General features: G+C 44.1%; 14 protein-coding genes. 7 read left to right on the top strand and 7 right to left on the bottom strand.

Annotated elements, in window-relative coordinates:
- The first annotated feature begins 184 nt into the window (after nucleotides 1–184).
- A complete protein-coding gene (locus tag QUA04_RS26070) occupies nucleotides 185–490 on the top strand; it encodes a hypothetical protein (RefSeq protein WP_333262711.1) in 306 nt (101 codons plus the stop codon).
- A gap of 98 nt (nucleotides 491–588) precedes the next feature.
- Here the strand turns inward: QUA04_RS26070 and QUA04_RS26065 are convergent, their stop codons facing one another.
- The 4 genes from QUA04_RS26065 to QUA04_RS26050 form a co-directional block, all read right to left on the bottom strand.
- Entirely contained in the window at nucleotides 589–1092 is a 504-nt protein-coding gene (locus tag QUA04_RS26065; RefSeq protein WP_333104838.1) for a YbjN domain-containing protein, read from the bottom strand.
- Between the two features lie 176 nt (nucleotides 1093–1268).
- A complete protein-coding gene (locus QUA04_RS26060) occupies nucleotides 1269–2174 on the bottom strand; it encodes a ferritin-like domain-containing protein (protein WP_333262708.1) in 906 nt (301 codons plus the stop codon).
- 310 nt (nucleotides 2175–2484) lie between these two features.
- A complete protein-coding gene (locus QUA04_RS26055) occupies nucleotides 2485–2718 on the bottom strand; it encodes a hypothetical protein (protein WP_333104836.1) in 234 nt (77 codons plus the stop codon).
- Nucleotides 2715–3041, bottom strand: coding sequence for a hypothetical protein (locus tag QUA04_RS26050; RefSeq protein ID WP_333262705.1), 327 nt, complete (start codon nucleotides 3039–3041; stop codon nucleotides 2715–2717). Before QUA04_RS26050 ends, QUA04_RS26055 begins: the two co-directional genes overlap by 4 nt.
- A 37-nt stretch (nucleotides 3042–3078) precedes the next feature.
- Between QUA04_RS26050 and QUA04_RS26045 the strand changes: the two genes are divergently transcribed.
- Nucleotides 3079–3558 (top strand): hypothetical protein, encoded by a 480-nt coding sequence (locus QUA04_RS26045; protein WP_333262702.1) that lies wholly within the window; start codon nucleotides 3079–3081, stop codon nucleotides 3556–3558.
- A 102-nt stretch (nucleotides 3559–3660) separates the two neighbouring features.
- On the opposite strand, the gene glnA is transcribed toward QUA04_RS26045, so the two are convergent.
- The gene (glnA, locus tag QUA04_RS26040; protein WP_333262699.1) at nucleotides 3661–5082 is read right to left on the bottom strand and encodes a type I glutamate--ammonia ligase; all 1422 of its coding nucleotides are present in this window, start codon (nucleotides 5080–5082) and stop codon (nucleotides 3661–3663) included.
- 338 nt (nucleotides 5083–5420) lie between these two features.
- On the opposite strand from glnA, the gene apcB reads away from it, so the two are divergent.
- On the top strand, nucleotides 5421–5930 hold the full coding sequence (gene apcB / locus QUA04_RS26035; protein ID WP_293258696.1) for an allophycocyanin subunit beta: 510 nt from the start codon (nucleotides 5421–5423) through the stop codon (nucleotides 5928–5930).
- 253 nt (nucleotides 5931–6183) lie between these two features.
- Here the strand turns inward: apcB and QUA04_RS26030 are convergent, their stop codons facing one another.
- Nucleotides 6184–6381, bottom strand: coding sequence for a hypothetical protein (locus QUA04_RS26030; RefSeq protein WP_333262697.1), 198 nt, complete (start codon nucleotides 6379–6381; stop codon nucleotides 6184–6186).
- 264 nt (nucleotides 6382–6645) lie between these two features.
- On the opposite strand from QUA04_RS26030, the gene QUA04_RS26025 reads away from it, so the two are divergent.
- The 4 genes from QUA04_RS26025 (at nucleotide 6646) to QUA04_RS26010 (ending at nucleotide 10666) form a co-directional block, all read left to right on the top strand.
- Nucleotides 6646–7488, top strand: coding sequence for a TlyA family RNA methyltransferase (locus QUA04_RS26025; protein ID WP_333262693.1), 843 nt, complete (start codon nucleotides 6646–6648; stop codon nucleotides 7486–7488).
- A 136-nt stretch (nucleotides 7489–7624) separates the two neighbouring features.
- Nucleotides 7625–8314, top strand: coding sequence for a hypothetical protein (locus QUA04_RS26020; RefSeq protein ID WP_333262690.1), 690 nt, complete (start codon nucleotides 7625–7627; stop codon nucleotides 8312–8314).
- 183 nt (nucleotides 8315–8497) lie between these two features.
- Complete coding sequence (locus tag QUA04_RS26015; RefSeq protein ID WP_333262686.1) at nucleotides 8498–9097, top strand: Crp/Fnr family transcriptional regulator; 600 nt, start codon at nucleotides 8498–8500, stop codon at nucleotides 9095–9097.
- Between the two features lie 480 nt (nucleotides 9098–9577).
- Entirely contained in the window at nucleotides 9578–10666 is a 1089-nt protein-coding gene (locus tag QUA04_RS26010) for a serine hydrolase (protein WP_333262683.1), read from the top strand.
- 519 nt (nucleotides 10667–11185) lie between these two features.
- On the opposite strand, the gene QUA04_RS26005 is transcribed toward QUA04_RS26010, so the two are convergent.
- A complete protein-coding gene (locus tag QUA04_RS26005; protein ID WP_333262680.1) occupies nucleotides 11186–12676 on the bottom strand; it encodes a DUF697 domain-containing protein in 1491 nt (496 codons plus the stop codon).
- Between the last annotated feature and the right edge of the window lie 303 nt (nucleotides 12677–12979).

Genomic DNA, 12979 nt, shown 5'->3' with positions numbered 1-12979 from the left:
TTTGATAATTTTCGAGAACGGGTATTAGCTTGCTTCTCTAATTAGATAAAAATATCACCGTAAGTTCTGGAGAACCGGATTTCTTCTTGCGCCAAACCTTAATAACCGTGCTGTTAAAGTCCTACCACTTCCTGGTGGTTGGAAAAAAACTGTGGAGGAATTCACGAAGAAGTATGCGTCTGAAATGCGACAATTACCACAAAGAATGATGGTTTTACTCATTGATTTCGATGATAATGAAAATCGGTTGAGTTATGTAGAAAGTCATATTCCAGATGATCTAAAAGCAAGAGTATTTGTGCTGGGAGTGCTATCTGAACCAGAGAATCTAAGGGCAGACATCAACAAGAATTTTGAGCAGATTGGAGAAGCTCTTGCAAAAGATTGTTCTGACAACTCAAATGAGTTATGGGGACATAATCTTCTCAAACACAACAAAGGAGAATTAGATCGTATAGCTTCATCTGTAAAACCATTTCTATTTAAATAAAGAGACCCAAAACTCGCGCACGCTACTTGAATGTCAGGTGCGCGACGGCCAATAATTTAGCGGAGTGTGGCTCACTCAAAAGTGGCGCACCCTAATGACTACTGACCGAATTCTGCTTGCAAAATATCGTCATTATCATCGGCGATCGTGGCGACAATAGTAATAACCCTAGAAATTTCCCCGGCCGAGATTTCCGCCATCGTCCGAGTCGATACTACGGCAACTTGATTATCAACAATGGCAAAATGAGATTCTAAAGTAGACAGCCAATTCATTTCGAGAATTTTCCGCATTAATTGAGCTTCATTCTTCGCTGGCAACTGCAGTACAAAAGCCCAAACAGCCAAAGTATCATCTTCGGTTTCGCCCGTAAGTTGCACGAACACTTCGACACTGCCGTACTTGAACTTCCAAAGATGTCCGCCAGCTTCACTTTGACCAACCATCACTTTTTGGTCTACAGCCATGCTGGCGATGACAGTTTCAATTTCTTCTGCATAGGTGACGGCTGTGGCTTTTTCGACCTGCTCGGAGGCGATCGCGCTTTCACTCGATAGGCTTTCTGCGGAAGCTGTTTGTATGTTCGGCTCGCTGGTAGTCATAATTATATTTAGATGGAAAACTATTCCAATAATCAGTTTACTTGCTAAAGCTTAAAATTATGACTTTAAATAACTGGTTCCGAAGCTATGCCTGGGAACCAGTATATCTAGCTTGTTTGCGGAGGCAGACGCAAGTTTGACTTGCAGAGCGGTTTCAACCAGGTTCGCGATCGTATTTAAGCCTTGGGCTTAGTCGCCGCCGGCTTCTTCTCAATGGTATTCAAGCCGTTGAGGAACATGGGCACCAATTTCTCCATAAATGCCTGCGGGTCGCGGTTCCAGGCGCGCTGAGCTACATCGACTCTGGTCATTTGCAGGTCGGGGGCCAGCAGGCTTGCGGGCAAGCGTTCCATCAGGTATTGCGGGCGTTCCCACATCGGCATGGTGTTGGCAATATCCACTAGGCGGGTGACGCGGCGGAGTTCTGCCCCCAGCATGATATCCATTCCCGATTCAAAAGCTGCTTGTTCGATCGCCACATACTTGCGCTTTGCCTGTTCCACCTTCTGGCGGTGTTCCGGGCTTTTGGCAGCTATAGAGCCGAGCCATCGGTTGCCCCAGCGGACGTGACCAGCTTCTTCGGGAAAAATCTTTTCGATTGTTTCGCGGATTTTGACGTTTTCTGCGGTTTGGGGAGCCTGTTTGAGGGCGTGGATGTGGGCGGAGAAATACTCGCAGCCCCGCTTCTCGGTGACGTTAATCGCGGCTAAGGAAGAAATTACAAAGTCTTCGCGGTCTTTGGTAGGGTCTTGTTGCTCGCTGTCATACAACCTTTCAAATTCGTCAATGTAGGAGACTCCCGGCGGCGTTCCCACATTTTGGCCCAAGTCTACCAGCAAATCTGTCAGCCACATCGCGTGTCGCGCTTCGTCGGAAATGTGCCGAGAAAGGTCGCGCACGAGTTCGGCCGGTTCCCCGTTTAGCTGCTCGATCACGTCGGTGAGGTCTTTGCAACTGCGCTGTTCGCTGTAGCGGTAGCGGTTGAGGGTGATCAGGTGAATTTCGCGATCGCGCACTACATTAGCTAAAATTTCGCGCGCTCCCATTGCGTTGCGAAGCTTGCGGGGGTAGGCAACAGTCATGCTTTTATGTTGTTTTGTAAAGATACCTATATAAGTGTAACGCAGTTTTTTCGACAACCAATTACCTCGCAAGGCAGAAAGTTATTGTTTAGCACGGAGATTTAATTTTATACAGACAATTTTTTTACTAGCTCAACCAATGACAATAGTTTGGAGTTGCGAGTCATACCATTTGAGATTTGAGATTTGAGATTTGAGATTAAAAATGACTGATGACTATCAAGGTTTGGAGCTTTTATACAGTTAGATTATTTTTTTAAACTGCTATCACGCAAGGGTTGCGTGGCTCACACAAAGCAACCTCATACACTCAAAACTTTTCAGGTTCCGTCGAGTCTTGGGCCTCAACACTAGCAGACTCTTGTTGAAATTTTCGCGCCTCTTCTACTTCTAATCTAGCCAGAGTTGTCGCCACATCCGCTAACTGTAAAGCCAGATTCATCCGACAAATCGGGTTTTTTTCCCTCCAGAGGTCTTTTGCCAAGAAATGTACTCGATAGCGAAACATTTTAATTGAATTTGGCGGAGTAACTTTCACAGTCATAGTCTTTCTTCGGTTGAAGTTTGAATGCGGAGCAGCACCCGTTCTAGCTCCAAGTAAACAAATGTCAGCATGATTACTTTATCTTCATCGGTGATTGTAACACTACAGGTTGCCGATCGAGGTTCAACGCCTTCGTGCCTGACAACTACAGTATATTTTCCCTGCGTCAGGTTATCAAAATTCACATCTGCCTCAAACAGGTCAACTGTCTCCTCTGCCAGCACTCGTCCTTCTTGAGTTAGTAAAGTGACAAAGGCAATGCCGTCAACAGAAGTCATGGCGACGTTATTCTGATTGCGGATCATCACAAAAATATCGGACATCGTTTGGTCATTGTTAATTGCTAATTGCTAATTTAGAATGAGTGCAGCACCTCACAAACAAAGGAGCATAAATACGGTGAATTATTTCAAGTCTTTGCTAATTTTGACTGTTAGTGCAGCGGTTCTCTGTTTAGGAAAAAGTGGGGTTATAGCTGCTGTCTGGAATATCTCTGAGAATGAGCCTGGTTTGCAACTTCACGGCTGGCGGGTTGCTCAAAGGGACGATCGCAATTTAAGCAACTCGAAAGGTACATTAAAAGAAGGCAGTGCCATCTCTATCGATCCTGATGAAGTTACGGGCATACCAAAAGCTGAGGCGCGACAGCGTTTCATTTTGAATAAGATATATCGGGTGCAGGAAGGCACTACCGCTGATGATTTGTTTATTGTTGATGAGAAAGCAACTAAATGGGCTGTAGAGGATGTCTCTGAGGCTACAATGGGCCCTACTACTCACAGCGTTGCCCAGATAGTGTCGGGTAACGGGAGAGTCTGGGCTCTGATCCAGAAGTTCTAAACTCGAAAAAAACGCCGCTTTTAAGGGCGGCGTTCTTATTAATTAAAAATCAGAGGTTAAAAATGGTATAAGCCCCATTTTTAACTTTTAATTCTTAATTTTCTAACAGTCGTAGTAGAGAGAAAACTCGTAGGGGTGAGGACGCAGGCGCATCGGGTTGACTTCGTTGTCGAGTTTGTAGGAAATCCAGGTTTGGATGAAGTCTTCGGTAAATACGCCGGTTTCAGTTAAGAAACTGTGGTCTTTTTCTAAAGCTTCTAAAGCGCCTTCCAAGGAACCGGGAGTGGAAGGAATTTTGCTCAATTCTTCCGGAGAAAGGTCGTAGATATCCACGTCCAAAGGTTCGCCCGGATCGATTTGATTTTTGATGCCGTCTATGCCGGCGCACAGCATGGCTGCAAATGCTAAATAGGGGTTGGATGTGGCATCGGGACAACGGAATTCTAACCGCTTGGCTTTGGGGTTGGTTCCCGACAACGGAATCCGCACTGATGCCGATCGATTCCCTTGAGAGTAAGCTAAGTTTACAGGCGCTTCAAAGCCCGGAACTAAACGCTTGTAGGAATTGGTCGTGGGGTTTGTGATTGCCAAAAGTGCCGGGGCGTGCTTGAGAATGCCGCCGATGTAATGCAGTCCCATTTGACTGAAACCAGCATATTGATCGCCTGCAAATAGAGGTTGGCCGTCTTTCCAAATCGACTGGTGAACGTGCATCCCGGAACCGTTGTCGTTAAACAGCGGTTTGGGCATGAAGGTGATGGTTTTGCCGTATTTTTTGCCGACGTTTTTGATGACGTATTTGTAAGTCAGCAAGTAGTCGGCGGCTTGTACTAGAGTGGCAAAGCGGAAACCGAGTTCGCATTGACCGCCGGTGGCGACTTCGTGGTGGTGCTTTTCGATGGGTACGCCGCATTTTGCCATTGTCAGCAGCATTTCCGTTCTCATGTCTTGAGAGGTATCGGTTGGTGCTACTGGGAAATAACCTTCTTTGTAACGCGGTTTATAGCCGAGGTTGCCGCCTGCTTCTTCTTTGCCGGAATTCCAACGACCTTCTATCGAATCTACGTAATAGTAGCCGGAATTTTGGGTTTGGTCGAAGCGAACGTCGTCAAAAATAAAGAATTCTGCTTCCGGGCCAAAGAATGCTGTATCGCCGAGACCGGTCGAAAGCAAGTAGTCTATGGCTTTTTGGGCAATGGTGCGGGGACAGCGACTGTACGGTTCGCCAGTGCGAGGTTCTTTGATGCTGCAAATGAAGCTGATGGTCGGTTCTGCCATGAACGGGTCCATCCAAGCAGTGGTCGGATCGATGACCATCGTCATGTCTGATTCGTTGATGGCTTTCCAGCCCCTAATGCTGGAACCGTCGAAGGGTACGCCGTCTGTGAATGCGGTTTCGTCGATTTGGTCGTGGTACAGGGAAAGGTGCTGCCAGATCCCCGGCATATCGATGAATTTGAGGTCAACGATCTGGATCTTATTTTCTTGTATGTAGTTTAAGGCTTCTTGGGGTGTCTGGAACATGACTTACTCCTAGATATTGCTTGTGTCTTGGCGATCGGCCGATTTCATACTGTTTGGGCGATCGTAGGCCTTCAGTACCCAATATTTTGTATCTATGGCTACAAAATTTAGAAATAGGGGCCCAGTGGGGCCGGGCAGTTCGTGATTCTTGCCCTGTCGATTTTTCGGCTGAACATACAAGGCAAACGGCCCAATTTTACGACAGTTTGCCGGGGATAGACTACCCTTCGTGAAAATCCCATCTCAAATCTTAATCAAACGCCGATTTGTAGTAGTCTACAATAGGCGGTCTGTCTCAGATAGCAAAGTATTGATAAAGATTTTTGGGAGAGAAACTTATGCGCGATGCAGTGACGAGCCTGATTGAAAATTATGATGTTGCTGGTAGGTATTTAGACCGAGATGGTATCGATCGGTTGAAATCTTATTTTGCAACGGGCACGGCACGGGTACAGGCGGCGGCTGCGATTAACAGCAATGCTGCGGCAATTGTCAAGCAAGCTGGTATCCAGCTATTTGCTGAACAGCCGGAACTGATCCGTCCCGGGGGAAATGCCTACACGACTCGGCGCTACGCGGCTTGTCTGCGGGATATGGACTACTACTTGCGCTATGCTACTTACGCCCTGGTGGCTGGAAGTACCGACGTGCTCGACGAGCGCGTGCTGCAAGGTTTGCGCGAAACTTACAATTCTCTAAGCGTTCCCATTGGCCCGACGGTGATGGGGATTAGCATTATGAAGGAGATGGTTAAGGCTCAGGTGGAAGCTGCTGGCTTGTCTGTGGGGCCTTTTTTGGATCAGCCTTTTGATTACATGATTCGCGAATTGAGCGAACAAGATATTTAAGTCAATTTGCTAGTTCTTTTAGCAGCAAATTGCACTTGTGGCTGGCAGTTAGCAGCCGTTAGATCGATCGCTTTTTTTGGCCTCACAGCCTCCAAGCGATCTTTTTTTATGGGTTATACAATTTTAGATTAAAGATTTCAGATTAAAAATTATAGATTAAAAATTATAGATTAAAAATTTGAATAATTGGAAATGACTTATGACTTAAAGGTTTGGAGCTTCGCTATAATTGCATTCTTGTTTGAAAGTGGTGCTAAAAATCGTCAAGACATCCCCAGACGAGGCATTTGTCCAAAGGATTTTTGGTTTGGCGCAGATCGATTTGTGCGACGGTTGTTGCTTCTACTTCGCCATTGGGGTAAACAATGTGGATGATATCACCGCTGACGAAGGCGAGGGGATTTTCTTGACAATTGCCAGGATTTCTGATAGGAAAGTTAATTGTTTTCATAGTCGATCGCCCTGATGGTATGTGTAGCGCTTTTAGCTGCATATAAATCATCCGCTAGTTACAAAAATTATTGTGTGATTCTATGAATGTTTATCTGTGATCCAACTACACACTCCGAGCGATCTCAGTCACATCATGTGAGCTGAGGGCGATGGCCCCGCGACAATCGCCCAACCAAAATAATCCCCAAAAATTAGCAGTGGGGCTTGTGCGTAAGTGCTAATCTGGTACTGTTCTTAACCCTATCCGTACAGATTAAAAACCTTGGCTAAACAGCGACTAGACACTTTATTGGTCAGCCTAGATTTGTGCAGTTCCAGACAGCAAGCTCAGGCCTTGATTCGGACTGGGAAAGTCTCCATCAACCAACAGGTAGTTGACAAACCAGGCACTGAGGTCGATATTGCAGCAAAAATTCAGATTAAAGAGCGATCGCGCTATGTTTCTAGAGGTGGCGACAAATTAGCCAAAGCTTTAGAAGTTTTTGCGATCCCGGTTGCAGGCAGAATTTGTCTCGACGGTGGCATTTCCACAGGTGGTTTTACCGACTGTCTGCTGCAAGCCGGCGCCGCCCTAGTGTACGGCGTAGATGTTGGCTACGGTCAAGCAGATTGGGGCTTGAGGAACGATCCGAGAGTAATTTTGAAAGAACGCACCAATTTGCGGTACATGACTGCTACTGAGCTTTACGGCGACTCTGCGCGAGCAGATTTGGCCGTAGTAGATGTGTCGTTTATTTCCCTGGATAAGATTTTACCGGCGCTGTGGGAATTGTTGGTACCACCGCGAGAAGCGGTGTTGCTGGTAAAGCCGCAGTTTGAGGTAGGGCGCGAGAGAGTCGGGAAAAAAGGCGTAGTGCGAGACTCAGCAACTCAAGCTGATGCGATTTTTCAAGTGTGGAAGGCAGCCACAGCTTTAGGATGGCAGCAACGCGGCTTAACGTGGTCGCCTTTACTTGGCCCGGCGGGTAATATCGAGTATCTTTTATGGTTGGGGATCGATCGCGAACAGGAGCCAGACCAAAGGGTGATCGAAGAGGATGTTGTGAAGGAACGGATCGCACAAGTCACCAAAGCGGCCGCGCGGGAACTTGTCGATCGATTGTAGATTGTAGATTGTAGATTGATTTCAAGATGTCAAGCTAATTTATTTTAAAAGTCAAATTTTGAACTCCCCATTAATCTAAAATTTCAAGTTGTCTTGTCAATCGGACTCCTCAACTTTCACAAGAGTGAATAATTCCATGCAATCCTTCAAACAAGCCGGTTCGATTTTACTGTACGTTCTAGGTGCCATCGGGTATGTGGCGATTGTAGCTACTATTGTAGGCGTTTCAATTCTCATCAAGTGGGCCGCTCTGCTACTGGCAGACAAATTATTATATACTATTCTGATTATCGGCGATTTGTTGAGAGGCATCGAAATTATTGAACTGTTAAATATATTGATATTTGCTTTTATCGGTATGGGAGTGGGTGTGGCGACAAGGCTTCTACACCCTCAATACGGTCGCAAAGTTAGTGCAGCTTTGTTGATAGTTATAGTTCCCTTAGTTTTCATGATTACGCCCGCCATCAGATATAATTCTTGGCTGGAAAAAGTAGGAGAATCGGATAAATTATCGCCTCCGCAAACTGCAACATTAACTAACTCATTTTTGAATAGAAAAGTAGGAGTGCCGGGTTTTATCGGTTATTACGTATATACTGGTCAGTTTCCCGTTATTCCGGCGAAACAATCGGAGATGAAAGACCTCGACAGCTTTGAAAAAAAAGTTAATTCCAGATTTGTACAGTTCACAGGTATTGCTCCGACTATTGTTACTTGGTCAATGCGGGTTTGTTTTTGGCTGATTAGAATATTTTACTTTTCTATAGCGGTAATTGCGACGATCGCGCATTTTAGGGAAGGTGTTAGAATTGCCAGACGGTAATACGATTTGAGATTTGAGATTAAAGAATTGGGAATCACTGATCAATATTGTGGTTGGGAGCTTAGCTACAGTTGCATTCTTTTTTGACAATAGTATTAGTAGCGATCGCTTGCCGCTCAATTTAGCCATTAGACCGCTAATTAGTTAAAAATTCTTAGGTTTCTTACAATGGGTTAATAAGGAATGCACGAGCAACTTTTCCAGACCTTCAATCAGCTCATACCTCTTGGCCCACAGCAACGCGAAGAACTTCGTAGAGTTACATACCCCCTAGAGTTGCCTAAAGGATCTTTATTGCTAGAACGGGGTCAGATTTGCAACCATCTCCATTTCATTTTGGAAGGAGTCGTTAGAGCAGTCCACTATGATAATTGGAAAGAAGTTATACCTTGGTTTGGGTTTGAGGGCGATATAGTTAATTCCCACCTCAGTTTTACCTATCGCCAACCCAGTCTAGAAAGTATTATTCTGATCTCAGATTGTAAATTCCTCTCGATTACCTACGAGAGTCTCCAATATCTCTACAGTAAAGATCCGATATGGCAAAATCTGAGCCGCCTCTTTATTGAACGCTACTATATTGATGTTCAAGAGCGCTTAATTTCTTTCCTTTCTTTGACAGCATACGAGCGCTACGAGCAATTACTACAGAAATATCCAGACATTGAAGACAGGGTTAATCTCGGTCATATTGCTTCTTACTTAGGAATCCGACAAGAAACTCTCAGCAATCTCCGTAAGAGACGCAGAAGGCATCAATGCAACCAGGGCAAGACTAATTGAATGGAATAGCTTGAAATTTGATCTAGATCAAATTTGATCTAGATCAAAAAAAACTACTATCCATCATTCCTTTTGGCATTCTAATATTAGTCTTGGATTGGCAATAGAGAACACGTCATCTGTGAGGAGATAGTAATGAGATTTTTTCTGACTAGGATCTGTCCAGCAGTAATTGTATTCTTCATTATTTTCTCTGTGACTGCTCAAGGAATAAATGTCAATCCTGAAATAAAGTACGATCAATCTGTTAATTCATTTTCGCTTTCAGCTTTTGCTAGAGCTTTGCGCTCTTTTTAAAATTTGTAAAAGAGCGACAATCTTCTTAGACCAAGCCAGCCTTTATTCCTCATTGTTCTACTTAAATTTAATCATATGTTAACAAATCAGAATAAGTTATTAATTTGGACAGTTGTTTCGATAAGTATAGTATGTGTTTCTTTATTTTCAGTTTGGCGACTCTATTTTTATCCCAAGCTATCTTTGTTTGACCCTAATAAGCGAGCAGCAAACTTTCGCAACATGGGAAAAATTTTCCCAAGCCAACAAATTCACTCTTCTAATAACCCATATTATTTCCAAGAAAATCTGCACATTTTAGATGTTTCTTATAAGTTTGAAGGTCGATTTTATAAAATATCAGAACTGCTAAAAAAGACAGAGACAACTGGTATTTTAGTGATAAAGAATGACACGATTGTTTATGAAAAATATTTTCAAGGAAATAGTCCTTTATATAAGAATACTTCTTGGTCGATGGCAAAATCATTTACATCAGCATTAGTTGGAATTGCGATCGCGGATGGATACATCGATAGTATCAATGACTCAATCACAAAATATATTCCAGAACTAGCAGAATCAGGCTATCGAAACGTTCCTATTAAACATATTCTTCAGATGTCTTCTGGAGTTAAATTTAGCGAAAACTATGACGAGGATTCCTCTGATATAAACAATTTACTTCCCCAGCTTTTTCTATATATGCAGCCCATTAAAAAAGTTGTTTTCAACTTTCCATCAGATTATCCATCGGGAAAGAGATTTCATTACATCAGTTTAGACACACAGGTATTGGGTTTGCTTATTGAGCGAGTAACTGGACAGAGTATTTCCTCATATTTTCAAACCAAACTATGGCAACCGCTAGGTGCTGAATCAGATGCTTTGTGGTTGACAGATAATCACAATACAGAACTGACATTTTGCTGCTTGAATGCGACCTTGCGCGATTACGCCAAGTTTGGGCTACTCTACCTCCATGAGGGCTACTTTAACGGAAAACAAATCATCCCCCAAGCCTGGGTTAAAAAGTCTGTTGCCCCAGATAGTCCCTATCTGCAAGTTGGATCTACAGCGGAAGAATATGGTAAGTGGGGATATCAATACCAATGGTGGATTCCTACAGATTCTAATGGAGACTACAGTGCTGTAGGTGTTTGGGGGCAGTATATCTATATTAATCCGAAGCAAAATCTGGTGATTGTAAAAACAAGTTCGGGCTTAACAAAACCTAAAGATGATGATGAGGTGATGGCACTTTTTCGGGCTATTGCAAAGGATTTAAAATAGTCTGGAGCGTTTCACTTACCACTGAAATCGGGGGTAAATGAGCAGTCGTACTGAGATTAGAATGAAAACGGAAATAGTGGCTGAAAGGCTTGATTGTCCTTGCCTATAGATGCCATTGGTTTATTTGTAATGACAAAACCCTTTGGATTCTAGACTGGCATTGAATGCCAGAAGACGGTTGAATAGGGACGCAAGTCTTGGGAAAAATCACAACAATTACAGCCGTTTTTGAGCTGATAAAATATCCATCTAGGATTTGCCTTTTACCCGAACGAGGAGGTCTAGTTTTCTTCTTGTGTGAGAGTAAAAGTTCGATAAGTTCCCCCTCTGAGTCGGTTAAGCTGCTGGAGTATGACTTTTATTTCTGTGATTCTAGACTCCAGTGATCTTAGCTTGTTACGAAATATCCCAAATGGGTTCTATAAAAGTACAAGCAGTAGGGTGCGTCAGATCTTAGCTCTTCTATTATTAAGAAATAATCCTCTCTTGACGCACCCTACTCAACTACTAGGGCAATTTTTAATTGCCAATTTTAAACTCTTGCTGCAAGCGATCGATAATTGTATTACGCTCGATGGTAGCGAGAATTTCTTGAATTACCGTATCTTGTCCCAGGGGGCCCCAGGTGCAGCCTTTTTCTAAATAAACTTGGGCGGCGCGACCGACAGCATAGGTTCCGTAAGCTGCTAAACTAGCTTGAGTGACAGCCACTCCGGCAAAAGTAGAAAAGCCGATGTGCGGGGCTGCCGCCGCCGCAGTTTTGCCAAATCCCAAGAGGAAACTGCTGCCCAATTCTCCCAAAAGTACGCCGCCAGCACTGGAAAAAATAGTCTGCCAAAGTTTCCCGGCTTCGTAACCAGTCATAGGTAAACCGTAAAGTCTGGATAAAGAGCGAATTAAGGCTAAATCTGCGACAGTTGCTCCCATTACATCCAAGAATGCCACTGGATTTAAACCGACAGCCAAAGCTTTATATTTTGCAAATTGCCAGATTAAATCTTCGGCTTCTGTTTGTCGCAATTTGAGAACGTTACGGGCAATGTTTGCTTCGGCATCTCTAGCTTCAACTAAAGCATTTAGAGCGAGGAGCGATCGACCTTCTCTGTTAAGAATTGTCAAAATTTTATGTTTGAGTTCGTCTATCTGCGCGGGCGGCGACTCCCATTCGTTAGTGACTCTTCCGTCGGACCATTCCACCCGTACTTGCACCGGCGCTGGTTCGGCAGCTACCATAACTATTTCTAATGATTTGGAAGTTTTAGGGGGTGATTTGGCAGTAGATTTATCGGAGGAGTTGTTTGGGCGATCGGACACATTTTCGCTATCTGTTTCCTCTGTTACCGCAGCGGCTGCTAACTCTTCAGAATTTGCCAGCGCTTGCAAACTTTGGAAAATAGCTTTTCTGTCTAATTCTGGATAAAGGTCAATTTTATTAAAAACTAAAATTACCGGTTTTTGAGCTGTTTGCAATTCGCACAGTGCTTGATATTCAGTTCGGGTGATATCGCCTGCAACGACAAACAGAATTAAGTCAGCTTGGCGAGTTACTTGTTTCGCCATTTCGCCGCGCACTTCGCCGCCAACTTCATCAAGTCCGGGAGTATCGATTAATTCTACTTGCACCCCTCCTTTCCCCTCGTTGCCAAGGGGGGGTTGGGGGGATTCGTCGCTGTTAAGGAAGGATAAAGGCACACTCCATCGCACGGAACGCGGCCACTGAGTCACGCCGTTGAGAGGGCCTGTTTGCAGAATTTTGTGACCTAAAAGCGCGTTTAATACGGCTGACTTGCCGCGGCTGACTAGGCCGAAAGTAGCAATGCGGATTATGTTGTGGTCTAGTTTTTCTGAGGTGGAAGTTAAGATATCTAACTGATATTGCAGCGCCGCTTCTAATTCTGTATTATTCGAGTTTTTTTTCCCTTGGCGCAGGTGGGAATAGCGCGCCAGGGCTTCGCGCAAACTGGCACGGGCAAGAGATAAGCGATTTTCTTGAAGGGAATTGTCAGCCATTGGCGATCGGCTTTTTTAAGCAGGTATAATTGATCGTCGAATTATAAATCCTATTTCTTATTTTAATACAATTTTTCATAAATTTATAATTTTTTATTGGGAAATTAGGTAGGGACACGGCAGTGCCGTGTCCCTACGGATATCCTGGGCAACCGACGGGATTTAATATCAGAGATCCTGGGAAATTGAGCAGATTTAATATCAGATGCTGGACTACTTCTAATTTCAGGGTAAGAGCATCTCAATCAGTCTTGACAAAAGGATTTGAGAAGAAGCATCATGTATTCATCATTCATTGCAGCC

The sequence above is a fragment of the Microcoleus sp. S13_C5 genome (assembly GCF_036700845.1).
Lineage (GTDB): Bacteria > Cyanobacteriota > Cyanobacteriia > Cyanobacteriales > Microcoleaceae > Microcoleus.
Note: the sequence above shows the minus strand (reverse complement) of the source record. Positions and strands in the feature narration are given on the sequence as shown.

Coding starts and splice junctions, on each gene's coding strand:
- QUA04_RS26065 (WP_333104838.1), bottom strand. CDS start 1,092: ATGACTACCAGCGAGCCGAACATACAAACAGCTTCCGCAGAAAGCCTA.
- glnA (WP_333262699.1), bottom strand. CDS start 5,082: ATGTTCCAGACACCCCAAGAAGCCTTAAACTACATACAAGAAAATAAG.
- QUA04_RS26060 (WP_333262708.1), bottom strand. CDS start 2,174: ATGACTGTTGCCTACCCCCGCAAGCTTCGCAACGCAATGGGAGCGCGC.
- QUA04_RS26045 (WP_333262702.1), top strand. CDS start 3,079: ATGAGTGCAGCACCTCACAAACAAAGGAGCATAAATACGGTGAATTAT.
- QUA04_RS26005 (WP_333262680.1), bottom strand. CDS start 12,676: ATGGCTGACAATTCCCTTCAAGAAAATCGCTTATCTCTTGCCCGTGCC.
- QUA04_RS26055 (WP_333104836.1), bottom strand. CDS start 2,718: ATGACTGTGAAAGTTACTCCGCCAAATTCAATTAAAATGTTTCGCTAT.
- QUA04_RS26030 (WP_333262697.1), bottom strand. CDS start 6,381: ATGAAAACAATTAACTTTCCTATCAGAAATCCTGGCAATTGTCAAGAA.
- QUA04_RS26070 (WP_333262711.1), top strand. CDS start 185: ATGCGACAATTACCACAAAGAATGATGGTTTTACTCATTGATTTCGAT.
- apcB (WP_293258696.1), top strand. CDS start 5,421: ATGCGCGATGCAGTGACGAGCCTGATTGAAAATTATGATGTTGCTGGT.
- QUA04_RS26015 (WP_333262686.1), top strand. CDS start 8,498: ATGCACGAGCAACTTTTCCAGACCTTCAATCAGCTCATACCTCTTGGC.
- QUA04_RS26050 (WP_333262705.1), bottom strand. CDS start 3,041: ATGTCCGATATTTTTGTGATGATCCGCAATCAGAATAACGTCGCCATG.
- QUA04_RS26020 (WP_333262690.1), top strand. CDS start 7,625: ATGCAATCCTTCAAACAAGCCGGTTCGATTTTACTGTACGTTCTAGGT.